At 70.1% G+C, this 22,500-nt stretch carries 15 protein-coding genes; 12 read left to right on the top strand and 3 right to left on the bottom strand.

Annotated features, from left to right (window positions below; all coding sequences use genetic code 11):
• Positions 1 to 812 precede the first annotated feature (812 nt).
• The 4 genes from nirB to cobA are packed head-to-tail and all read left to right on the top strand — an operon-like array spanning position 813 to position 7,405.
• On the top strand, positions 813 to 3,335 hold the full coding sequence (gene nirB, locus ABNQ40_RS32665) for a nitrite reductase large subunit NirB (RefSeq protein ID WP_199235564.1): 2,523 nt from the start codon (positions 813 to 815) through the stop codon (positions 3,333 to 3,335).
• A gap of 6 nt (positions 3,336 to 3,341) precedes the next feature.
• Positions 3,342 to 3,749, top strand: coding sequence for a nitrite reductase small subunit NirD (gene nirD / locus ABNQ40_RS32660; protein WP_109050664.1), 408 nt, complete (start codon positions 3,342 to 3,344; stop codon positions 3,747 to 3,749).
• Positions 3,742 to 6,435, top strand: a complete 2,694-nt coding sequence (locus tag ABNQ40_RS32655; protein ID WP_109050663.1) for a nitrate reductase — start codon at positions 3,742 to 3,744, stop codon at positions 6,433 to 6,435. Before nirD ends, ABNQ40_RS32655 begins: the two co-directional genes overlap by 8 nt.
• 37 nt (positions 6,436 to 6,472) lie before the next feature.
• Positions 6,473 to 7,405 (top strand): uroporphyrinogen-III C-methyltransferase, encoded by a 933-nt coding sequence (gene cobA / locus ABNQ40_RS32650; RefSeq protein ID WP_247879881.1) that lies wholly within the window; start codon positions 6,473 to 6,475, stop codon positions 7,403 to 7,405.
• Here cobA and ABNQ40_RS32645 read toward each other — a convergent pair.
• The gene (locus ABNQ40_RS32645; RefSeq protein WP_109050662.1) at positions 7,307 to 8,089 is read right to left on the bottom strand and encodes an NlpC/P60 family protein; all 783 of its coding nucleotides are present in this window, start codon (positions 8,087 to 8,089) and stop codon (positions 7,307 to 7,309) included. The genes cobA and ABNQ40_RS32645 overlap by 99 nt on opposite strands.
• 238 nt (positions 8,090 to 8,327) lie before the next feature.
• Between ABNQ40_RS32645 and ABNQ40_RS32640 the strand changes: the two genes are divergently transcribed.
• The gene (locus ABNQ40_RS32640) at positions 8,328 to 9,407 is read left to right on the top strand and encodes a saccharopine dehydrogenase family protein (protein WP_109050661.1); all 1,080 of its coding nucleotides are present in this window, start codon (positions 8,328 to 8,330) and stop codon (positions 9,405 to 9,407) included.
• Between the two features lie 168 nt (positions 9,408 to 9,575).
• On the opposite strand, the gene ABNQ40_RS32635 is transcribed toward ABNQ40_RS32640, so the two are convergent.
• Entirely contained in the window at positions 9,576 to 12,227 is a 2,652-nt protein-coding gene (locus ABNQ40_RS32635) for a methyl-accepting chemotaxis protein (protein ID WP_109050660.1), read from the bottom strand.
• A 720-nt stretch (positions 12,228 to 12,947) separates the two neighbouring features.
• Here ABNQ40_RS32635 and ABNQ40_RS32630 point away from each other — a divergent pair.
• The 7 genes from ABNQ40_RS32630 to ABNQ40_RS32600 all read left to right on the top strand — a co-directional run bounded on the left by ABNQ40_RS32630 (position 12,948) and on the right by ABNQ40_RS32600 (position 21,230).
• Complete coding sequence (locus ABNQ40_RS32630; RefSeq protein ID WP_109491035.1) at positions 12,948 to 13,193, top strand: acyl carrier protein; 246 nt, start codon at positions 12,948 to 12,950, stop codon at positions 13,191 to 13,193.
• A complete protein-coding gene (locus ABNQ40_RS32625; RefSeq protein WP_109050659.1) occupies positions 13,190 to 14,410 on the top strand; it encodes an acyl-CoA dehydrogenase family protein in 1,221 nt (406 codons plus the stop codon). The genes ABNQ40_RS32630 and ABNQ40_RS32625 overlap by 4 nt, the downstream gene beginning before the upstream one ends.
• Positions 14,407 to 15,333, top strand: a complete 927-nt coding sequence (locus ABNQ40_RS32620; protein ID WP_109050658.1) for an amino acid--[acyl-carrier-protein] ligase — start codon at positions 14,407 to 14,409, stop codon at positions 15,331 to 15,333. The genes ABNQ40_RS32625 and ABNQ40_RS32620 overlap by 4 nt, the downstream gene beginning before the upstream one ends.
• 8 nt (positions 15,334 to 15,341) lie before the next feature.
• Positions 15,342 to 16,298, top strand: coding sequence for a DUF1839 family protein (locus ABNQ40_RS32615; RefSeq protein WP_109050657.1), 957 nt, complete (start codon positions 15,342 to 15,344; stop codon positions 16,296 to 16,298).
• 6 nt (positions 16,299 to 16,304) lie between these two features.
• Positions 16,305 to 18,812, top strand: a complete 2,508-nt coding sequence (locus ABNQ40_RS32610) for a glycoside hydrolase family 2 protein (RefSeq protein WP_109050656.1) — start codon at positions 16,305 to 16,307, stop codon at positions 18,810 to 18,812.
• Complete coding sequence (locus tag ABNQ40_RS32605) at positions 18,809 to 20,605, top strand: alpha/beta fold hydrolase (protein ID WP_109050655.1); 1,797 nt, start codon at positions 18,809 to 18,811, stop codon at positions 20,603 to 20,605. The genes ABNQ40_RS32610 and ABNQ40_RS32605 overlap by 4 nt, the downstream gene beginning before the upstream one ends.
• 97 nt (positions 20,606 to 20,702) lie before the next feature.
• Positions 20,703 to 21,230: a DUF2867 domain-containing protein gene (locus ABNQ40_RS32600; RefSeq protein WP_109050654.1), complete on the top strand. Its 528-nt coding sequence runs from the start codon at positions 20,703 to 20,705 to the stop codon at positions 21,228 to 21,230.
• A 12-nt stretch (positions 21,231 to 21,242) separates the two neighbouring features.
• Here the strand turns inward: ABNQ40_RS32600 and ABNQ40_RS32595 are convergent, their stop codons facing one another.
• The gene (locus tag ABNQ40_RS32595; protein ID WP_109050653.1) at positions 21,243 to 22,493 is read right to left on the bottom strand and encodes a M20/M25/M40 family metallo-hydrolase; all 1,251 of its coding nucleotides are present in this window, start codon (positions 22,491 to 22,493) and stop codon (positions 21,243 to 21,245) included.
• Between the last annotated feature and the right edge of the window lie 7 nt (positions 22,494 to 22,500).

The raw sequence follows: 22,500 nt of genomic DNA, 5'->3' as shown, positions 1-22,500 counted from the left end.
GTCGGTTGCTCCATCTCTGAAATCCGGACCAGCGGTCGGGCGTGCGACACCGGTGACGATTTTCTGGGCAAATCCCGGACTGGCTGTTTTTCGGGCAGGTGGCTGTAGAGATGCCTTGGCCGTCGAAAGCGTCCAGCGGGATCGACCGGAAAAGCCTTATGGAAAGGCTTGTCGATACCGGGGTCGGCAACACTGCCGGGGGCTGGCCCATCATTGGACGCTTGGGATGCACGCACCGTCGTTGGCGCGTCTCTGGTCCCCTCTTCGCAAGCCTCATGCCAAAGGATGGCTTTTGCTGAAAAATCGGCCGGAGCGGTTGAATCCGTTGGCTATGACCCGGCGGAAGGTATGAGCCGCCTGTCGAGGCTATTGCGCCGTCTGCCGTTTTTTGCGGCGCACACAAAGCTGGATGGTCAGGCTTTGTGCAATACCTAAGGATGATCCAAAAACAGGCACCTAGGTCTTGGTTGCGACTCCGGGCAGGACTCCGCGGAATCCCTGGAGTTTTCCCGTACAGGTCCGCCAGTGCGGCAGTTGGCACGCGGATTGCGAAGGGGATGCCGAGACAGCAGCGGGCGCCAGCAACGTCGCCAGTGCCCGCGACACCGCCAAAGCCCACGCGACGACGCGCGGATTTGGCTTTGGTTCGACGACGAACCGCCCGGACAACGGCGTCCGAACAGGTCTGCACCCGCCTTCGCGATTCACTCGCGGGGCAGGGACGCAGGCCCGTTCGGACGCCTTTCTTTTTGGCCCCGTGCCTGACTTCGCAGCAGGCCGGACACGATAGACGAGGCAGACGCGCCATGGACATGCATCTCTCATCGAACAACGGGCCCGCCGTCGAATCCAACGAAGCAGAACTGCACAGCGCCGGCCCGGTCAGGGAACGGCTGGTGGTGGTCGGCAACGGCATGGCCGGCATGAAGACGGTGGAGGAGTTGCTGGCCAAGGCGCCCGGCCGCTTCGACATCACCGTCTTCGGGGCCGAGCCGCATCCCAACTACAACCGCATCATGCTGTCGCCGGTGCTGGCCGGCGAGAAGACCTTCGACCAGATCGTGCTGAACAGCCGCGAGTGGTACGACGCCAACGGCATCACGCTGCTGACCGGCGAGCCGGTGGAGGGCATCGACCGCGCGGGCAAGACCGTCGCCTCGCAGTCGGGCCGCGTCGTTCCCTATGACCGGCTGCTGATCGCCACCGGGTCGATGCCCTTCATCATCCCGGTGCCGGGATCGACCCTGCCGGGCGTCATCGGCTTCCGCGATCTGGCCGACGTGGACGCCATGCTGGCGGCGGCGGCCAAGGGCGGGCGGGCCGTGGTGATCGGCGGCGGCCTGCTGGGGCTGGAAGCCGCCAACGGGCTGCGGGTCAAGGGGATGGAGGTCACCGTCGTCCATCTGATGCCGACGCTGATGGAGCGCCAGCTCGACCCGTCGGCCGGCATGCTGCTGCAGCGCGAACTGGAGCGCCGCGGCATCGAGGTGCTGACCGGCGCCGACACGGCGGAAATTGTTGGAAACAATCAGGGGGGCGACGACTGGGTCAGCGCGGTCCGCCTACGGGATGGGCGCGAGCTGCCGGCCGACATCGTCGTCATGGCGGTGGGCATCCGTCCCAACATGACACTGGGCAAGGCCGCCGGGCTGGAGTGCGGGCGCGGCATCCGCGTCGATGACCAAATGCGGACCAGCGACCCGTCGATCTACGCGGTCGGCGAATGCGTCGAGCATCGCGGCGTCAGCTGGGGCCTCGTCGCCCCGCTGTTCGAGATGGCGAAGGTGCTGGCCCACGACCTCGCCGGTGGGGAGGGTGCCGCCTATACCGGCTCCGTCACCTCGACCAAGCTGAAGGTCACCGGTGTCGATGTGTTCTCCGCCGGCGATTTCTCGGGCGGGGCGGGGACCGAGGACATCGTGTTCCGCGATGCGGCGCGCGGCGTCTACAAGCGGCTGGTGCTGAAGGACGGCAAGCTGCTTGGCGCGGTGCTTTATGGCGACACCAAGGACGGCGCCTGGTACTTCTCGCTGCTGAAGGACGGCGCCGACGTGTCGGCCGAGCGTGACACCATGATCTTCGGCCAGGGCTTCGGCAGCGCCGATGCCGGCGATCCGAACGCCGCCATCGCGGCACTGCCCGACTCTGCCGAGATCTGCGGCTGCAACGGCGTGTGCAAGGGCACCATCGTCAAGGCGATCACCGAAAAGGGCCTGACCAGCCTGGACGAGGTGAAGGCGCACACCAAGGCGTCGGCCTCCTGCGGCGGCTGTTCCGGCACGGTGGAGCGGCTGCTGGCGGTGACGCTGGGCGACGGCTTCACGGCGGCGCCCAAGGTCAAGCCGATGTGCAAATGCACCCATCACACCCATGATCAGGTGCGGGCGGCCATCGTCGAGCGTGGGCTGAAGACCATGGCCGAGGTCTTCCAGGCGATGGAATGGACGACGTCCGACGGCTGCGCGTCCTGCCGGCCGGCGCTGAACTATTACCTGCTGTGCGCCTGGCCGGGCGAGTACCGGGACGATTACCAGTCGCGCTACATCAACGAGCGCGCCCACGCCAACATCCAGAAGGACGGCACCTATTCCGTCGTGCCGCGCATGTGGGGCGGGCTGACCAATGCCGCCGAGCTGCGCGCCATCGCCGACGTGGTCGACAAGTTCGCCATCCCGACCGTGAAGGTCACCGGCGGCCAGCGCATCGATCTGTTCGGCGTGAAGAAGGAGGATCTGCCGGCGGTCTGGGCCGACCTCAACGCCGCCGGGATGGTGTCGGGACACGCCTATGCCAAGGGGCTGCGCACGGTGAAGACCTGCGTCGGCTCGGAATGGTGCCGCTTCGGCACGCAGGACTCGACGGGACTGGGCGTCAAGCTGGAGCGGCTGACCTGGGGCACCTGGACCCCGCACAAGGTCAAGCTGGCGGTGTCCGGCTGCCCGCGCAACTGTGCCGAGGCGACCATCAAGGATTTGGGCGTGGTGTGCATCGACAGCGGATACGAGCTGCATGTCGGCGGCAACGGCGGTCTGCATGTCCGCGCCTGCGACCTGATGGTCCGTGTGGCGACGGAGGAGGAGGTGCTGGAATACACCGGTGCCTTCATGCAGCTCTACCGCGAGGAGGCCCGCTATCTGGAGCGGACCGCGCCGTGGGTGGAGCGGGTCGGTCTTGACCACATCAAGGCGGCGCTGGTCGAGGATCCGGAGCGGCGCCGGGCGTTGAACGCGCGCTTCCTGTTCTCGCAGACCTTCTCGCAGGACGACCCGTGGGCGGAACGCGCCGCCAAGGGCGTCGATCGTCACGAATTCAATCTGCTCGCCGAAGTGGGGTAACGGATCATGGACAGCATCATCGTGGAAAACGCCGTCTCCGAGCCCACCATCTCGGAAACCGTCTGGACCCAGGTCGGCAGCATCGACGACATCCCCGTACTGGGCTCGCGCGTCGTCCGCACCCCCGATGGCGACATCGCCCTGTTCCGCACGGCGGCCGACGAGGTTTTCGCCCTGGAGGATGCCTGCCCGCACAAGCAGGGGCCGCTGTCCCAGGGCATCGTCCACGGCCGCCGCGTCACCTGTCCGCTGCACAGCTGGGTGATCGAGCTGGCGACCGGCGAGGCCGTCGCCCCCGACGAAGGCCGCACCGGCCATGTTCCGGTGCGGGTGGAGGGGCGCAGCGTCGCGATCGCGCTCGGCGAGGCCAAGCTGTCGCGCGGCGGCTGCCGCAAGGCCTGCGGCCATGTTTGACGGGGCGGAGTCGTCCTCCGGACCGGCCAAGGGAGGTGTACGGGAGGTGAAGACCACCTGTCCCTATTGCGGGGTCGGGTGCGGGGTGATCGCGACGGTGGCGGCTGACGGCGCCGTCAGCGTGCGCGGCGATGCCGACCACCCGGCGAACCGGGGACGGCTCTGCTCCAAGGGATCGGCGCTGGCCGACACGCTGGTGCCGGACGGGCGGCTGCTGTATCCGGAGATCGGCGATAAGCGCGTGTCGTGGGACGAGGCGCTGGACGAGGTGGCCCGGCGCTTTTCCGACACCATCGTCAGGCATGGGCCGGATTCGGTGGCGTTCTACGTCTCCGGCCAGCTGCTGACCGAGGATTACTACGTCGCCAACAAGCTGATGAAGGGCTTCATCGGCTCGGCGAACATCGACACCAACTCGCGGCTGTGCATGGCCTCGTCGGTGGTCGGGCACAAGCGCGGGCTTGGCGCCGATGCAGTGCCGGGGAGCTACGAGGATTTCGAGTGCGCCGATCTGGTGGTGCTGGTGGGGTCCAACCTTGCCTGGTGCCACCCGGTGCTGAACCAGCGGCTGCTGGCGGCGCGGGCCGAGCGCGGCACGCGGATCGTCGTGGTCGATCCGCGGCGCACCGACTGCGTCGATGCCGCCGACCGCCATCTGGCGCTGAAGGCCGGCACCGATGCGCTGCTGTTCAACGGGCTGCTGGCCTATCTGGACAGCCGCGGCCATCGCGATGCCGGCTTCGTCGCCGCCCATGCCGAGGGGGTCGAGGAGGCGCTGGCCGCCGCCCGCGCCGATGCGCCGGATGTGGCGGCGGTGGCCCGCCGCTGCGGGCTGGAGGAGGCGGAGGTCGCTGCCTTCTATGCCGAGTTCGCTGCGACAGACCGGGTGGTGACGGTCTATTCGCAGGGCGTGAACCAGTCCTCCCAGGGCAGCGACACCGTCAACACCATTCTGAACCTGCATTTCCTGACCGGGCGCATCGGCCGGCCCGGCTGCGGCCCCTTCTCCGTCACCGGGCAGCCGAACGCCATGGGTGGGCGCGAGGTCGGCGGGCTGGCGAACCAGCTGGCCGCCCATATGGGCTTCACCGAAACGGAGGTGGACCGGGTCGGCCGCTTCTGGAACGCGCCACGCGTGGCGGCCAAGCCGGGGCTGAAGGCGGTCGATCTGTTCCGCGCCATCGAGGCCGGCACGGTCAAGGCGGTGTGGATCATGGCGACCAACCCCGCCGTCAGCATGCCCGATGCCGGCCGGGTCCGCCGGGCGCTGGAGCGCTGCGAGACGGTGGTGGTCTCCGACTGCATCCGCGACACCGACACCGGCCGCTTCGCCCATATCCGCCTGCCGGCCAAGGGCTGGAGCGAGAAGGACGGCACCGTCACCAACTCCGACCGCACCATCTCGCGCCAGCGCGCCTTCAAGGCGGAGGCGGGGGAGGCGCAGGCCGACTGGTGGATCGTCACCCAGGTCGCCCGCCGGATGGGTTTCGCCGAGGCCTTTCCCTATGAGAGCGCCGCCGAGCTGTTCCGCGAGCATGCCGCGCTGTCGGCATTCGAGAATGGCGGGACACGGGCCTTCGACATCGGGGCGCTGGGCGGGCTGGACGATGCCGGCTATGACGCGCTCGCGCCCTTCCCCTGGCCCTGGCGGGCGGGGGGTGAGCCGCAGAAGCGGTTGTTCGGCGACGGGAGGTTCTTGACCGCGGACGGGCGCGCCCGGATGCTGCCGGTCACGGCGAAGCCGCTGCCGCGCAGCGTGCCGGACGGCGCCCTGCTGCTGAACACCGGCCGGCTGCGCGACCAGTGGCACACGATGACCCGCACCGGCCTGTCGGCCCGGCTGTCGGCCCATGCGCCGGAACCGCGGCTGGACGTCAATCCGGCCGACGCGCTGGCGCGGGGGCTGGTGGATGGCGGGCTGGCCCGCATCACCACCGTGGTTGGGGAGGCGCTGGGCCGCGTCCGCATCACCGATGCCCAGGGCGAGGGCACGGTCTTCCTGCCGATGCACTGGACCGAGCGCTTTACCGGTGCCTGCGTCATCGGCCGGCTGGTCGATGACGATGCGGTGGACCCCTTCTCCGGCCAGCCCGACCTGAAGCGGATGCCGGCGACGGTGGAGCCCTGGCGGCCGGACTGGACCGCCTTCCTGCTGGTCCGCCATGCCGTGGAGCCCAGGCATGGCGGCTACTGGGCGCGCCGCGCGGTGGCGGGCGGGCATCTGGTGGAGATGGCGGGGACGGGAGCGATTCCGGCGGTGGAGTCCTGGCTGCCCGGCCTCGATCCGGCCGAGGCGGTGGTCGAGTTCCGCGACGAGGCGCGCGGCGGCCTGCGGATGGCCTGGATGGAGGGGGACCGTCTGGAGGCCTGCCTGTTCGTCGCCGCCGACGGGCGTCTGCCGCCGCGCGGCTGGCTCGCTGGGCTGCTGGAGACGGACAGTCTGGAGGACGGCGCGCGGGCCGGGCTGCTCGCCGGGCGGGCGCCGGGGGTGCCGGCGGATGAGGGGCGGATCGTCTGCGCCTGCTTCAGCGTCGGTATCAACCGGCTGGCGGGTGCCATCCGCGACCGCCGGCTGACCAGCGTGGCGGAGATCGGCGCGGCGTTGAAGGCCGGCACGAATTGTGGTTCCTGCGTTCCCGAACTCAAGGAGGTGCTTCGGCATGCCCACCAGCGCGAAGTGGCTTGATGGCCGGACTTTCGATCTTCCCGGAGGGATGAGGGGGATGCGCGGCGGAGCCTTCTGGGATTGGTTGCGCGCCTCATCCTCGGTGTTCGCTCGTTTCTCGGAGAAGTTTTCTCCCTCACCCCAACCCTCTCCCCGGGGGGGAGAGGGGGATAGCGGTGGGGGAGGAGCAGCCTGCGGGCAAGTCACCCTCGTCGGCGCCGGTCCCGGCGACCCGGATCTGCTGACCGTCGCAGCGGTCAAGGCGCTGGCGGCGGCCGAAGTCGTGCTCTACGACGCGCTGGTCGGCGACGGCATCCTCGACCTCGCCCACCCGAAGGCCGAGCGCATCTGCGTCGGCAAGCGCTCCGGCCGGCATTCGCTGCCGCAGGGGGAGATCAACGCGCTGATCGCCTTCCATGCCCGGCGCGGCAAGCGGGTGGTGCGGCTGAAGGGCGGCGACCCGATGGTGTTCGGCCGGGCCGGCGAGGAGATCGAGCATCTCGACAGCCTCGGCATTCCGGTTCGCGTCATCCCCGGCATCACCGCGGCGCTCGGCTGTGCCGCCTCCACCGGTCTGTCGCTGACCAAGCGCGGGGTGTCGCGCGCCGTCACTTTCGTCACCGCTCATGGTCGCGACGGCGAGCGGTTCGAACCGGACTGGGCGCGGCTGGCCGATCCGCAGGGCACGCTGGCGATCTATATGGGACGCGAGCAGGCGCGCGCGGTCGGACAGGGGCTGACCGGGGCCGGGCTGCCGGCCGGGACGCCGGTGCTGGCGGTGGAAAACGGCTGCCGGCCCGACGAGCGCCGTTACTGGACGACGCTCGGCCGGATGGCGGAGCAGGGTGTGGCCGCCGGCAAGGGGCCGACCCTGCTTCTGGTGGGCGAGGCGTTACGCCCGCGTAACGCCATCAATGAAATGGTGGGGGCGGCGGACTCCGTTGACCTCCGCGCGCTTGGCGACCTCGCTCAGGGGTTCGATCACGACTGACATGGTGAAGACGGTGGCGTGCAGCAGGTTCGTTCCGTCCACCATCAGCCCGACATGGCCGGGGAAGAAGACGATGTCGCCGCGCCGATACTCGACGCCCTTGCCGTCCTCCGAGAGCCACGCCCCCAGCCGCCCGTCCTTGCGCTGCATGCCGCTGCTGTGGTGGGAGACCACCCCGGCCGCCGCCATGGCGGTCAGCACCAGCCCGGAACAGTCGATGCCGAAGCTGCTGCGCCCGCCCCAGACATAGGGCGTCTCCAGAAAGCGCAGGGCGGTGGCGATGTGGTCGGTCGCGGGGGCCGCGTCCACCGGCTCCAGCCAGCCCGCGAACAGCCACAGCCCGTCGTCGGTGCCGACCCAGCCGTTTTCGGCCCGGCCGTCCAGCGTCACCAGCGACCCGAAGCTGAGCGTCGCCACCGGCGGCGCCCGGTGCGTCGGGCCGGGGTGCAGGTCGGCGCGCAAAGCCCGCACGCGGTGGGTGGGGGCCACCGGCTCCCGATGCGTGGTACCGGGGGGCAGCCAGCCGACATGGCCGTCGAAGGCGTTCTCCGCCTGCAACCAGCCGTCACGCTCCTCCAGAATGCGGAAGCGCTCGCCGCGGATCATCTCGCTGGTCTGGGGAACGCCGTCGCGCGGCTCCTCCAGCAGGACGGCGTGCGGGGCGGTCAGTTGGCGCAGGGTCATGGTGGCGGGCCGGATTTGGGGAAACCGGCTGCGACCTTAACGCTGCCTTCGCGGTGGTGCGAGGGATAAAGCACGTCCGTCATTTCGCCGGGCTTTCCGTCATTTCGCCGGAAAACTCAAGCGCCACCGGCGCATTGCCCGGTTCTGCCCGGCTGTTCCAGCCGACATGTTTCGTGTGCGGGCCAAACCATCGGCGCAGCCCGCCAACACACACGGCTGAACAGAGGAGCGGGAGACCATGGCAACGATGAAGGTTCTGGTTCTGGGTGCGGGCAAGATCGGCTCGATGATCGGCACGCTGCTGTCGGAGACCGGCGATTTCGCCGTCACCATCGGCGACCGGGACGAGGCGCTGCTCTACCGCGCCGAACATGCCGGGCTGCGGGTGACGCGCGTCGATGTCGAGGATCGGGATTCGCTGCGCGCCGCCATGGAAGGCCAGCAGGCGGTGCTGAGCGCCTGCCCCTTCACCCTGACCCCCGCCATCGCCACCGCCGCCGTCGCGGCCGGCGCCCATTACCTGGACCTGACTGAGGATGTCGCCGCCACCCGCAAGGTGAAGATGCTGGCGGAGACCGCCAGCACGGCGCTGATCCCGCAATGCGGTCTGGCGCCGGGCTTCATCTCCATCGTCGGCCATGACCTCGCCCGCCGCTTCGACGAGCTGCACAACCTGCATCTCCGGGTCGGCGCCCTGCCGCAATACCCGACCAACGCCCTGAAATACAATCTGACCTGGAGCACCGACGGGCTGATCAACGAATACTGCAACCCGTGCGAGGCCATCGTCGACGGTCGCCCGCACGAGGTGATGCCGTTGGAGGGCGACGAGCGCTTCGCGCTGGACGGCGTCGATTACGAGGCCTTCAACACCTCGGGCGGGCTGGGCTCGCTGTGCGAGACGCTGGCCGGCAAGGTGCGGAACCTCGACTACAAGACGGTCCGCTACCCCGGCCACCGCGACATCGTCCGCCTGCTGATCCGCGACCTGCGGCTGGGCGAGCGGCGCCACCTGCTGAAGGACGTGCTGGAGACCGCGGTGCCGCTGACCCTGCAGGACGTGGTTCTGGTGCTGGCGACCGCCACCGGCATGCAGGACGGCGAACTGCGGCAGGAGACCTTCGCCACCAAGATCTACAGCAAGCCGATCGCCGGCCGGACCTGGAGCGCCATTCAGGTCACAACCGCCGCCGGCATCTGCGCCGTGCTGGATCTGCTGCGCGAGGGCTCCATCCCGCAGGCCGGCTTCATCCGGCAGGAACAGGTGCCGCTGGACGCCTTCCTGAACAACCGCTTCGGGCGGCATTACAAGGGGTGAGGCGATAAGGCGGGGCCATCCCGGGAATCCTCGCCGTGCATCCCCCTCACCCCAACCCCTCTCCCCGCTTTCGGCGGACCAAAGGTCCGCCTGTCGCGTCAGCGCAAACGAAGTTTGCGCGAGAGCGGGGGGAGAGGGGCTTCATCGGCCGCCTTCCCGAGCCTGCTTTCAGGCCGCCCGCATCTCCCCGACCAGCCCGTCGACCTGACCGGCCAGCGTCCGCAGCTGCTCCTGCACGGTGGAGGAGGCCGACAGCACGCGGTTGGCCGACTCCCCCGACTCCCGCGCCGCGTCGGCGACGCTGTCGATGTTGCCGCGGACATGCTGGGTGCTGTCCGCCGCCTCGCCGACGTTGCGGGCGATCTCGCGGGTGGCCGCGCTCTGCTGCTCCACCGCGGCGGCGATGGTGGCGGCGATCTCGTTCACCTCGCGGATGGTGCCGGCGATGGAGCGGATGGCGTCCACCGCCTCCTGCGTCACCGACTGCATGGCGGCGATCTGGGCGGAGATATCCTCCGTCGCCTTCGCCGTCTGGGTGGCGAGCCCCTTCACCTCCGACGCCACGACGGCGAAGCCCTTGCCGGCCTCCCCGGCGCGGGCCGCCTCGATGGTGGCGTTGAGTGCCAGCAGATTGGTCTGGCCGGCGATGGACTGGATCAGCCCGACCACCTCGCCGATGCGGCCGGCGGTCTGGGCCAGCCCCTCCACCGTGCGGTCGGTGCGCTCCGCCTCGTCGGCGGCCTTGCGGGCGATCTGGCTGGAGGCGTGGACCTGGGTGCCGATCTCCTGGATCGAGGCCGACAGCTCCTCCGTCGCGGCGGCGACCGCCTTGACGTTGCCTTCGGCCTGCTGGGAGCTGCCGGCGGCGGTCGTCGCCTCTCCGGCGGTCAGGTCGGCGCTGCGGGACATGCGTTCGGCCATGCTCTGCATCTCGCCGGCCGCCTGGGAAACGCGGTCCAGCACGCCGCGCACGCTGCTTTCGAAATTCTCGGCCATCTCGACCATGGCGCGGCGGCGTTCGCCGGCGGCGCGGCCGCGTTCGGCCTCGGCCCGCGCGTTGGCGGCCTTCGCTTCGTTGGCGGTGTCGCGGAAGACCATCAGGGCGCGGGTCATGTCGCCGATCTCATCCCCACCGGCGGCCGGGATCGCCGCGTCGAGCCTGCCGGCGGCAATCGCCCGCATGGCGTCGGACAGCGCGCTGAGGCGCGCGACGATGTGGCGGCCGACCACCAGCCAGGCCAGGGCGGCGGCACCGATCAGGCTGCCGACCGCGAACAGGACCAGCATCTTGCGGCCGGCGGCGATGGTGTCGTCGGTTCCGGCGACGGCGGCCTTGGCCTCCTCGCGCATCGCGGCGATCTTGCGGTCCACCGTGGCGGCGAAGCGCTGGGCCAGCTGCCGGTTCTCGGCGAGCATCCGCTCGGTTTCCGCCATCGCCGCCAGTTCGCTGCGGCGCAGCGCGATCACCCCCTCCTCGCCGCGGCCGAAGCCGATCAGCGCCTTCACCAGCGCGGCCAGCACCTCGGTGCCGGCGGCATTGTCGCCCGCCTGGGCGCGCAGCGTCCCGATGCGCTCGAACAGGGAGGAGGAGGCGGAGGAGAAGCGCTTTTCCAAGAGGTCGAGCCGGGCGGCGTCGGGGGCCTGCGACGCCTCGTTCAGGGCGCCGGTCAGGGCGGTGCCGTAGGTCGACAGCTCCAGGTTCGTGCGGAACTGCTCCAGCCCGCGGCCGAGCAGATCCTGCACCGCCTCCTGCACCTGGGACCGGATGTCGAAGTTGGCGCGCTTGATGTCGCTCTGCACCTTGCGCAGCGGCGCGTTCAGCAGGGTGAGCAGCTGCGCGGCCTGTGTCCGGGCGGAGCTGAGCCGTTCGGCCAGCCGCCGGTCCACCGACCCGCTGCTGTTCTCGGTGCCGTCCAGCGCGGCGCGGCGCAGGTCGAAGACATTGTCCTTGCCGTAGCCGAACAGGAACAGCGCGTCGATCTTGCCGGAGGCGTCGGCCGGCAGCCGGTCGCCCAGCGTGCCGAGCGTGGCCGTCACCTGCGACGAGGCTTCCAGATAGGCCTGCTGCTGCTCGCCGATGGCCTTGGCGTCCAGCGCCGTGCCGGACCGGTTCATGGCGTCGAGCGCCCCGGCGATGCCGCCGCGCAGGTCGTAGAGCGCGATCATCGAGCGCACGGCATCCGACAGCGCTCCCATCTCGCGGTCGGTGCCGCCGTCGAGCGCCATGCCCTTTTCCTGCAACGCCTGGCCCGACCCGTCGACCAGCGGCGCCAGGGTCTTCAGGAAGCCGTCATAGGTCTGGGCCAGCCGGGTGGAGGCCGCCTCCCGCCGGTCATGCAGGGACAGGCGCCGCGCCACCCCGTCGTTGAGGCGGTCCAGCGTGCCGATCAGGGCATTGCCGGTTTCGCGCACCTCCGACAGCAGCGGGTCCTGCGGCCGGCGCCCGGCCAGCTCGTCCACCAGGGAGAGGAAGCCGCGGGCGCGCTCCTGCGCTTCCGTGCGAAGGCGCTCCCGCTCCTCCTGGCTGGCGGCGCCGTCCAGCATCGGGGCGGCCGAGGCGATGGCGCCGCTTTCGCCGGCCAGCTTGGTCGCCAGCTCCATCTCCGGCAGGCTGGTGTCGGCGATCTGCGTCATCGGCCGCTCGACGGCGGAGAAGGACATCAGCCCGACGCCGCTGGCCGCCACCGTCATCGCCGCCATGCCGGCGAAGGCCAGCATCAGCTTCGCCCGCACGCCCAGCTGCAGGCCCGGACGGCGTCCGGCCTCTGTAGCGGACAGGCCGGGGCCGGAGCGCGGGGCGGAGGGTTCGGCGATGGTCATGGCGTCGGTGTCCCTTGAGAGCGGCTGTGGTCGCTGGTCGATCTGCACGAAACGAGGCCGGCACGAACTCTGGCCGGGCGCCAGCAGCCGTCCCTGAATGCTACGCGTCCGAATTGTGTGTAATCATGGCAATGCAAGCGCCGCGAGGTGCTTGCGACCATCGGCCACACCGGCCCTTGCATGCTTTTCGACAGCCCGAGCAGCCGTCAACTTCTTTTTCCGTGACCGAGAAAAGATAGTCGCCCTCCTTCCGCTATACGGAAGAGGTAGGCAAAATGGATGGGGAAATTTCGCTCGCAGGAAACTCTGTTGCCCGCCGCCGGTGGGGTCCGGCCTCCGCTGCCGCGGGGCAGGCGCCGCCTGCTTCCCAACGGTCAAGCCCAAGCCCGGGCTTGAGCCCCTCCCTGAGCCTATGCGCAAGGATCATGGCCATAGCGGACAGCACCAAAGCGATCCGGGCTATCGACCGACCCTATCCCTGTGCTTACCCCCACCGGTGAAAAAGCGATCACTTGGATAGCGGTGCGGCCATACCGATGCCGAGTGGAAGCACCGGGGTGGCGTGGCTAGCTTCAGACCAGCAAGTTTCCCCGAGGGAATTCGAGAATGCCGCAGGATGCCAGCCCGCCTTACGCCAATTCTTCCCGTGAGGGCTTCCAGGCCGCCGGGGCCGCCGGGGGCCTCGGACGTCCGCCCGCCGGCGGTGCCGACGATGAAACGATCGCCGGCATCCGCTCCGTCCTGGCGGAGTGCGGCGGGCTGGCGGTCGATGCCGGAACGCTCGCCATCGACGATGACCTCTATGCCGCCGGCCTGACCTCGCACGGCTGCGTCGGCCTGATGCTGGGGCTGGAGGAGCAGTTCGACGTCGAGTTTCCGGAAAAGCTGCTGAACCGCCGCACCTTCGAGAGCATCGCCGCCATCCGCGACGCGGTGCGCGGCCTGGTCGACGGGGGCGAGGCGTGAACGCGGCCCTGGCCGGCTTGGCCGAGCTGACTCCAGCCTCGGTCCCAGCCCCAGCCAATATCGTGGCCCGCGCGCGCACCATCGGCGCCGAGATCGCCGCGCGCCATGCCGCCGATGTCGACCGCGACGGCCGGTTCCCCAGCGAGGCCTTCGACGCCCTGCGCGAGCAGAAGCTGCTGGGCGTCATGATCCCGGCGGACCTCGGCGGCGGCGGTGCGCCGCTGTTCGATGTGGCCGCGGCCTGCCATGCCCTGGCCCGCGGCTGCGCCGCCACCGGCATGATCTATGCGATGCACCAGATCCAGATCGCCTGTCTGGTCAATCACGGCAGCAACGGTTGGCACCGCGACCTGATGCAGCGCATCGCCGCCGGCCAGCTCCTTCTCGGATCCGCCACGACGGAGAAGGAGACCGGCGGCGACATCCGCAACAGCGTCTGCGCCGTGCAGGCGGATCCGGCGGACGGCGACCGCTTCACCCTGGCGAAGAACGCATCGGTCATCTCCTACGGCGACCAGTCGGACGTGATCCTGGTCACCGCCCGGCGCAACCCCGACGCCCCGTCGTCGGATCAGGTGCTGGCGGTGGTGACCAAGGACGATTACCGGCTGGAGAAGACCAGCCTCTGGGACGCGATGGGCATGCGCGGCACCTGCTCCGACGGCTACCGGCTGGAAGCGGCGGGCGTCATCGACCAGATTCTGCCCCTGTCCTACGCCGACCTGTCGGCCCAGACCATGCTGCCGGTCACCCACATCCTGTGGAGCAGCACCTGGCTCGGCATCGCCGCCGATGCCGTCAGCCGCGCCCGCGCCTATGTCCGCTCGGAGGCCAAGCGCAAGCCCGGCACCACCCCGGCGTCCGCCGTGCGGCTGGCCGAGGCGACCGCCAAGCTCCAGCAGATGAAGGCCGTCATCCTGGCAGCCATCCGCCAGTACGAGCTGGCCTGCGGCTCGCCCGAGCGGCTGACCAGCCTGTCCTTCGCCACCGCCATGGGCACGCTGAAGGTCACCACCTCGGAACTGGTGCGCGAGGTGGTGGAGGCGGCGATCCGCACCTGCGGCCTTGCCGGCTACCGCAACGACACCCCCTACAGCCTGGGCCGCCACCTGCGCGACGCCCATTCCGCCGCCCTCATGATCGGCAACGACCGCATCATGTCGCACATCTCCACTCAGCTTCTCGTCCAGCGCGACGGGTCGGGGGCCTTCGAATGAACATGGTCGACATCACGGCCGCCCAGGCCGCCTATCGTGACGAGCTGGTGGACGCGGGCCTGCTGATTCCCACCGGCGTGGACGGTCTCTATGGCCGCAGCGGCGTTTTCGAGGATGTGGTGGAGCGCTTCGACGCGCTGGTCACCCGCTGGGGCGGCCAGGACGGGGCGGAGGTGATGCGCTTCCCGCCGGCCCTGAACCGCCAGTATTTCGAGGAAAGCGAGTATCTGAAGAGCTTTCCCCATCTGGCCGGCACCATCCACAGCTTCGGCGGCGACGAGAAGGCGCACCGCAGCCTGCTGCGCCGGCTGGAGGAGGGGCAGGACTGGACCGAGGATCAGGTCGCGACCGACGTGGTGATGACGCCGGCCGCCTGCTACCCGGTCTATCCGACCATTGCGCGGCGCGGCCCGCTGCCCGGCGAGGGCAAGCTGATCGACGTCTTCTCCTACTGCTTCCGGCATGAGCCGTCCATCGACCCCGCCCGCATGCAGCTGTTCCGCATGCGCGAATACATCCGCATCGGCACCCCCGATCAGGTCGTGGAGTTCCGCGAGCTGTGGCTGGAGCGCGGGCGCGCGATGATGGGCTCGCTGGAGGTGCCGCTGGACGTCGATGTCGCCAACGATCCCTTCTTCGGCCGGGCCGGCACCATGCTGTCGAACAGCCAGCGCGAGCAGAAGCTGAAGTTCGAGCTGCTGATCCCGATCACCAGCCATGAGAAGCCGACCGCCTGCCTCAGCTTCAACTATCACCAGGACCATTTCGGCCATCTGTGGGACATCCATACCGCCGATGACGAAGTCGCCCACACCGCCTGCGTCGGCTTCGGCATGGAGCGCGTGGCGCTGGCGCTGTTCCGCCACCATGGCTTCGACACGGCGCAGTGGCCGGCGTCGGTGCGCAAGGTCCTGTGGGGGTAACCGGCACCATGTGGACGCCGCGCCACCCCGACGGCTACGACCGCCATCCCCTGCACCAGGGCGGCCAGGAAGAAAGGATCTGGCCGGAGACCAACTGCTACGTCGATCTGTGGATCGAGGCGCTGCACGCCCGCGGACTGGAACCGCGGGCGATGCTGGGTTTCACCGTCACCCAGGATTTCGAAGGCGACCAGTTCACCTTCTTCAAGGTGCCGCTGGAGGATCTGGAGACGCTGTACGGCCTGCGCGTGCAGGAGCTGGCGATCTACGACAGCGTCGAGGCCCATGTGGCCGAGCAGCTGCGGCGGGCGCCCGACGGCGGGCTGGTGCTGGTGGAGGTCGACGGCTTCCACCTGCCGGACACCCGCGGCACCTCCTACGGCACCACCCATGTCAAGACCACGGTCGGCATCGTCCGCATCGACGCAGGTGCCGGGACGATGGACTATTTCCACAATGCCGGCTTCTACCGGCTCGACGGTGCCGATTACCGGGGCGTCGCCGCGGCGGCGGCCGGGCCGCTCTTCCCCTATGTCGAGTTCGTGAAGCCCGGCGGGAAGGTCCTGGAGGGCGGGGCGCTGGTCACCGCGTCGCTCGACCTGCTGCGCCGCCATCTCGCCCGCCGTCCGGCCGGCAACCCGGTGACGGCCTACCGCGCCGCCTTCCCGGAGCATCTCGACCGGCTGCTCGCCCGGCCGATGGAGTATTTCCACCTCTACGCCTTCAACCTGCTGCGCCAGCTCGGCGCCAATTTCGAGCTGCTGGGCGCCCATCTCCGCTGGCTCGACGGCCCTGGGGATGCGGTGGAAGCCTGCCAGTCCATCGCCGAGGGCGCCAAGGCGATGCAGTTCCAGCTGGCCCGCACGGTGGCCCGGCGCAAGGCGCCCGACCTGACCGACAGCTTCGACCGGCTGGAGCGCGGCTACGACACCGTCATGGGCAGTCTGGCCCGCCGGTACGGGTGAGCGGCGATGGCCCTAATCCGAGCGGTCACGGGACAAAAGCGGACCCTTCTGGATCGGGGATGGACGCTGACCGTCTCGGCGCCCGGCGGACCGGAAAGCGGGGAGGGCATTCCCGCCCCGGTTCCCGGCACCGCCGCCCAGGCCCTCCAGGCCGCCGGCCTGTGGTCGGCGGAGGACCCGGCGCCGCTGCACGACAAGGATGTCGTCTACCGCACCCGCCTCACCGGCCATGGCCCCCATGTTCTGCGCTTCCACGGCCTCGCCACCATCGCGGAGGTGCGGCTGGACGGCGAGTGCATCCTGACCTCCGACAGCATGTATCTGGCCCATGAGGTGCCGGTGACGCTGAACGGCGAGGCGGAGCTGTCCATCCGTTTCCACGCCCTGCATCCGGTGCTGGCGGCGAAGAAGGGCCGCGCCCGCTGGCGCCCCAAGCTGGCCGAGCCGGCCGGGCTGCGCTTCGTCCGCACCACCCTGCTGGGCCACATGCCGGGCTGGTGCCCGCCGATCCATGCCGTCGGCCCCTTCCGCCCGGTGGAGCTGGTGGAGGACACCGGCCCGTGCCGTGTCCTCGCCGCCGACCTGCGCAGCGGCTATGACGGGCGGGACGGCCATCTGTCGCTGCGCCTGACGGTGGAGGGCGCAGCGGCCGGGGTCACCGGATCGGTCGAGGTCGCCGGCCACACGGCGCCGCTTACTTTCGACGGCGTGGACGGCTTCACCGCCGACCTGACCCTGCCCGGTGTCGAGCCCTGGTGGCCGCACACCCATGGCGAGCCGGTCCTGCACGGCGTCGCCGCCCGGATTGGATCGGTCGAAGTGGAGCTTGGCCGTGTCGGCTTCCGCTCGCTGGCCGTCGACCGCGGGGCGGACGGCACCGGCTTCGCGCTGCTGGTGAACGGCGAGCGCGTGTTCTGCCGAGGCGGCTGCTGGGTGCCGGTCGATCTTGTCGGGCTGTCGTCCGACCGCGCCGCCTACGAGCCGGAACTGCGCCGGCTGCGCGAGGCCGGGGCCAACATGGTCCGCGTCGGCGGCACCATGCTGTATGAGGGCGACGCCTTCTTCGAGCTGTGCGACGAGCTGGGCCTTCTGGTCTGGCAGGACGCCATGTTCGCCAATTTCGACTATCCCACCGACGCCGCCTTCCTCGACAGCGTGCGGGCGGAGATCGCGCAGCTGCTCGACCGCACCCAAACCTCGCCGTCGCTGGCGGTGCTCTGCGGCGGCAGCGAGATGGAGCAGCAGGCGGCCATGCTGGGCCTGCCCCGCGCCTCCTGGACGCAAGCGGCGCTGACGGCGGTGATCGCGGAAGCTGCGACGGCCCGCCGGCCCGACCTGATCCAGGTGCCGAACTCGCCCAGCGGCGGGCCGCTGCCCTTCATCGCCAATGCCGGGGTGACCCATTATTACGGCGTCGGCGCCTACATGAAGCCGCTGGAGGACGCCCGGCGGGCCGGCGTGCGCTTCGCCAGCGAATGCCTCGCCTTCGCCAACCTTCCGGAGGAGGATCCGCTCGGCGTCCCGGCGCTCCACCATCCGCGCTGGAAGCAGCGGGTTCCGCGCGATCCCGGCGCCTCCTGGGACTTCGAGGATGTGCGGGAGCATTATCTGGAGACGCTCTACGCCGTCGATCCGCGCCGCCTGCGCTACGAGGATCCCGACCGCTACCGCCGCCTGTCGCGCGCGGTGACGGGGGAGGTGATGCAGGCGGTGTTCGACGAGTGGCGGCGCGCCGGCTCCAGTTGCGCCGGCGGGCTGGTCTGGCAATGGCGCGATCCTTGGCCGGGCGCAGGCTGGGGCGTGGTCGCCGCCGACGGCACACGCAAGCCTGCCTGGTACGCCCTGAAGCGCGCCTTCCGCCCGCTGCGGGTGATCCTGACCGACGAGGGCGTCAACGGGCTGGCCGTGCATCTGGTCAACGACACCGCCCGGCCGGCGGAGGCTCTGCTGCGGCTGACCGCATGGCGCGATGGGACCGTGCCGGTGCTGAAGGCGGAGCGTCCGGTGACGATTCCGCCGAGGGGTGCCGTTGCGCTCGCCGCCGCCGAGATGTCCGACCGCTTTTTTGACACGACCTACGCCTACAGGTTTGGGCCTATCTCGCACGATGTGGTGACGGCGCAGGTGCTGCTGGCCGAAAGGGGCGCGGAACCAATTGACGAGTCTCATTATTTTCCAAAGGGACGCTCGCTGCCGCGCGCCGACCTGGGGTTGACGGCGGCGGTGGAGCGCCAAGGGAGTGCAGGCGGGGACGAGTGGGCGTTGCGGCTGGCGACAGGACGGTTCGCCTGTTCGGTGCATGTCGAGGACGAGCGGTTCCAGGCGGATGACGGCTGGTTCCATCTCGCCCCCGGTGTCGAGCGGGTTGTCCGCTTGCGGCCGCGCACCGGTTCTCAGGGTGGTTCGGGGGTTGGGGTTACGGACGGGACGGCATCGGCCGGACGGATGGTGCCAGACGGCGAGGTCCACGCGCTGAACGCGCTGGCGCCCGTCCGCTACAGGGGGAACGCATGAAGCCGACACCGGTGGTGTTCGAGGGTTGTTTCGGATGGCTGCACCCGGCCGAGGGGCTGCGCGGGGTGGTCCTCTGCGGTCCCTACGGGTACGAGGAGCTGTGCGCCCACCGGGCCTGGAAGAGCTTCGCCGAAAGCCTGGCGTCCGCCGGGCTGCCGACGCTGCGGTTCGACTATCCCGGTTCCGGCGATTCGGCCGGCGACGACGGCGAGCCCGACCGGGTGCGCGCGTGGCTGGACGGCGTCAAGGCGGCGGTCCGCCGCCTGCGCGAGGACACCGGCGTCACCGACGTGACCCTGGTCGGCTTCCGCATGGGCGCGCTGCTCGCCACCGCCGCCGCGCTGGAGATGGCGGAGGACGGGCAGGGCATCGACAGGCTGGTCCTGCTGTCGCCGATCACCTCGGGCCGCAAGGCGGTCCGCGAAATGCAGACCCTGTCCACCATCGTGCTGCGTCCGGTCTGCAACCCGGAACCGCCGGAGCGCTCCTCCTGGCTGAACGTCATCGGCATGCCGCTGACGCCGGAAACCGCGCTGACGCTGGGCGGCCTCAACCCCTGCGACGCACCGGCCCTGCCGGCGCCGCGCATCCTGATCGCCGACCGGCCGGAGGGGAAGACCCCGGTGAAGCTGGCCTCCCGCTGGCGCACGCTGGGTGCGGTGGCGGAGCCGATGGGCGTCAGCGGCATGATGGAACTGACCCAGCAGCCGCAGCGCGCCCAGGCCGCCGCCGCGTTCGAGCCGGTGCTGCGCTGGATCGTCGCCGCCGCTCCGGTCGCCACCGGTGCCACCCCGCCGCCGGACCGCCCGGCCGGGCTGATGATGCCGACCGCAGTCGAACGCCCGATCTTCTTCGGCAGCGCGCCGGAGCTGTTCGGCGTCTACTGCACGCCGGTCCTGGCAGATCCGGCCGGCAACCGGCCGGCCATCCTGTTCCTGAACAGCGGCGCCACCCATCATGTCGGCTCCGGCCGCGCCACGGTGGTGCAGGCGCGGCGGCTGGCGGCGCGCGGCTACACCTCGCTCCGCATCGACGCGGCCGGCATCGGCGACAGCCCCGACCGTCCCGGTTTCCCCGACAACCTGCTCTACAACAAGGAGGTGATGGGCGACGTCCGCGCCGCCCTCAACTGGCTGGAGGAGCAGGGTCACGAGCGCATCGTCGTCATCGGCCTGTGCGCCGGCGGCACGCCCGCCCTGCATGCCGGCCTTGGCGACGACCGCGTCGTCGGCCAGATCGTGCTGAACCCCGGCCGGTTCGAGATGGGCGGTGGCATCGCCGTGTCGGAGCTGATGCGGACGGTCGCCTTCCGCTCCACCAAGGAATATCTGATCGAGGCGCTGAAGCCGGCCCGGCTGCGCGCCAGCTTCCGCAAGCCCGCCCGCCTGACCGGGCTGGCCAGGCGTCTGGCCGGACGCTTCTTCCGCAAGGTGCTTCTCCGCACCGGCCTGACCCGCCACGCGCTGCGCATGTTCCGCCGCCTGTCGGTGGAAGGCCGGCGGGTGCTGGTGGTCTACAGCAGCGGCGACATGACGCTGGCCGAGTTCTACCTGCATCTGGGCGAGGGCGGCCGGGCGCTCGACGGCCTGTCCGGCATCGAGGTGGCCTATCTCGAACGCTCCGACCACAGCCTGACGGTCTGGGAGGCGCGCGACCGGCTGGACCGCATGATCGACCGCCATCTGGCCAAACTGGACAGTGCGGCGCAGGCGGACCCCGCCGCCTCGGACCTGACCGGCTGGGGGCTGGATCTATCGTCCGGGGGCCTGCCATCCGGCGAGCGGGTGGGGTAGGGAACCCCTCCGGGACGGGCACGGGAGGTGTATTGACACCGGCCCCGGTTGCGGCGGAACGTCGGCGGGATCGCCATGCCCTGCGGAGACCGTTCCGATGCACCGGATTGAGCTTTCGGACGTTCCGGCCGACTGCGCGCTGTATCAGCACCTCCCAACGGCGGACTTCCACGATTCCTACCGCTTCCCGGTGCCCGATCCGGGGCTGTCGGCGCTGGAACTCCTCATCCAGGTGCTGGCCGCCAGCCCGCCCTGGATCGAGCGGATGATGTGGCTGCGCAACAAGGCGGTCCGTCTGCTCGGTCTGAAGGATCTGGGCGCGCTCGGCGCCGTCGATCCCGCCAAGCCGGCCGGCTCCTACCGGCCCGGCGACCGGATCGGCATCTTCACGCTGGTCGAAAGCCGGGAGGACGAGGTGGTCGTCTGCGACCGCGACAGGCATCTCGACGTCTGGCTGTCGGTGCGCAAGCTCGCTTCCGGCGGTGACCGCCATTGGGCGGCGGTCACCACGGTGGTGAGGACGAAGAACCGGCTCGGCAAGGCCTACATGCTGGTGGTCAAGCCGATGCACAGGAGGATCGTCCCGGCCTCGCTGCGCAGCTATCTTGCCCGCAAGGCCGGGTGATCGTAACGCCTCTTACCCCAGCAGTTCCGCCAGCGACCGCGCCACCACCTGGGTCGCCTTGCGCAGATCCTCCAGCACCAGCTTCTCGTCGGCGCGGTGGCCGTTGGCTTCCAGCAGGTCGCGCGGGCCGGCGCCGTAGAGGATGGTCGGGATGCCGGCCTCCGAATAATGGCGGGCGTCGGTGTAGAGCGGGATGCCGGTCTGGCCGACCGGCACGCCCAGCACCTCCTGCGCGTGGCCGGCGAACAGCGCCGCCAGCCGCGGCGCGTCGCCGACCGAGCGGAAGGGGCGGGCCAGCAGGATGCGGCGGATGGAGACGCGGATGCCGTCCCGGCCGGCGATGGCCGTCTCGATCAGGCCGCGCAGTTCGGCCTCGACCTCCGTCGGGTTCTCTTCCGGGATCATGCGGCGGTCGAGGCGGAAGGTGACGCGGTCGGGCACCACATTGGTGTTGATGCCGCCCTGGATCAGCCCGACCGTCAGCGACGGGTGGGTGATGCCGGTGACGCTCGACCGGCGCGTCGCCAGCTCCGGCCGGTGGGCATAGAGCGCGGTCAGGATGCCGGTCGCCGCCTCCAGCGCGTCATGGCCGGTGTCGGGGCGGGCGGCGTGGGCGGACTTGCCGTCGACCTGCACCTCCAGATGCAGGCAACCGTTGTGCCCGGTCACCACCGAATAGGCGAAGCTGGCCGACACCGCGTAGTCCGGCTTGGAAATCCCCTGGTCGAGCAGCCATTTCGGCCCGATCTCGCCGCCGGCCTCCTCGTCATAGGTCAGGTGCAGCTCGACCGTGCCCTTCAGCGGAGCCTTGGACTCCATCAGCGCCCGAAGCGCGAAGGCGTAGCTGGCGAAGTCTGACTTCGACACCGCGACGCCGCGGCCGTACATCACGCCGTCGCGGATCTCGGCGCCATAGGGATCGCTCGACCAGCCCTCGCCCGGCGGCACCACGTCGCCATGGGCGTTCAGCGCGACGGTCGGGCCTGGGGTCGGCCCGTCGCCGAAGCGGTGGCGGATCACCAGATTGGTGGCGCTGATCATGCCGTTGGCCCGCACCAGCTCGGCCGGCACCGGGTGGCGCTCGACCGTGAAGCCCATCGCCTCCAGCAGCTCTGCGGCGCGGACGGCGTGGGGGGCGCAGTCGCCCGCCGGGTTGTCGGACGGCACCTTCACCAGCTCCGCCAGGAAACGGACCTCCTCGTCGAAGCGGGCATTCACCGCCTCATCCAGAGTGGCGGCGAGGGAGGGGGACAGGTCGGTCATGGCAGGC

It is taken from the genome of Azospirillum sp. A23, assembly GCF_042938965.1.
GTDB classification, from domain to species: domain Bacteria; phylum Pseudomonadota; class Alphaproteobacteria; order Azospirillales; family Azospirillaceae; genus Azospirillum; species Azospirillum melinis.
The sequence above is the reverse complement of the archived record's forward strand: the minus strand, read 5'-3'. Positions and strand labels throughout refer to the sequence as shown.

Coding starts and splice junctions, on each gene's coding strand:
- ABNQ40_RS32615 (WP_109050657.1), top strand. CDS start 15,342: ATGTGGACGCCGCGCCACCCCGACGGCTACGACCGCCATCCCCTGCAC.
- ABNQ40_RS32600 (WP_109050654.1), top strand. CDS start 20,703: ATGCACCGGATTGAGCTTTCGGACGTTCCGGCCGACTGCGCGCTGTAT.
- ABNQ40_RS32645 (WP_109050662.1), bottom strand. CDS start 8,089: ATGACCCTGCGCCAACTGACCGCCCCGCACGCCGTCCTGCTGGAGGAG.
- ABNQ40_RS32640 (WP_109050661.1), top strand. CDS start 8,328: ATGGCAACGATGAAGGTTCTGGTTCTGGGTGCGGGCAAGATCGGCTCG.
- ABNQ40_RS32620 (WP_109050658.1), top strand. CDS start 14,407: ATGAACATGGTCGACATCACGGCCGCCCAGGCCGCCTATCGTGACGAG.
- ABNQ40_RS32595 (WP_109050653.1), bottom strand. CDS start 22,493: ATGACCGACCTGTCCCCCTCCCTCGCCGCCACTCTGGATGAGGCGGTG.
- nirD (WP_109050664.1), top strand. CDS start 3,342: ATGGACAGCATCATCGTGGAAAACGCCGTCTCCGAGCCCACCATCTCG.
- ABNQ40_RS32605 (WP_109050655.1), top strand. CDS start 18,809: ATGAAGCCGACACCGGTGGTGTTCGAGGGTTGTTTCGGATGGCTGCAC.
- cobA (WP_247879881.1), top strand. CDS start 6,473: ATGCGCGGCGGAGCCTTCTGGGATTGGTTGCGCGCCTCATCCTCGGTG.
- ABNQ40_RS32655 (WP_109050663.1), top strand. CDS start 3,742: ATGTTTGACGGGGCGGAGTCGTCCTCCGGACCGGCCAAGGGAGGTGTA.
- ABNQ40_RS32610 (WP_109050656.1), top strand. CDS start 16,305: ATGGCCCTAATCCGAGCGGTCACGGGACAAAAGCGGACCCTTCTGGAT.
- nirB (WP_199235564.1), top strand. CDS start 813: ATGCATCTCTCATCGAACAACGGGCCCGCCGTCGAATCCAACGAAGCA.
- ABNQ40_RS32635 (WP_109050660.1), bottom strand. CDS start 12,227: ATGACCATCGCCGAACCCTCCGCCCCGCGCTCCGGCCCCGGCCTGTCC.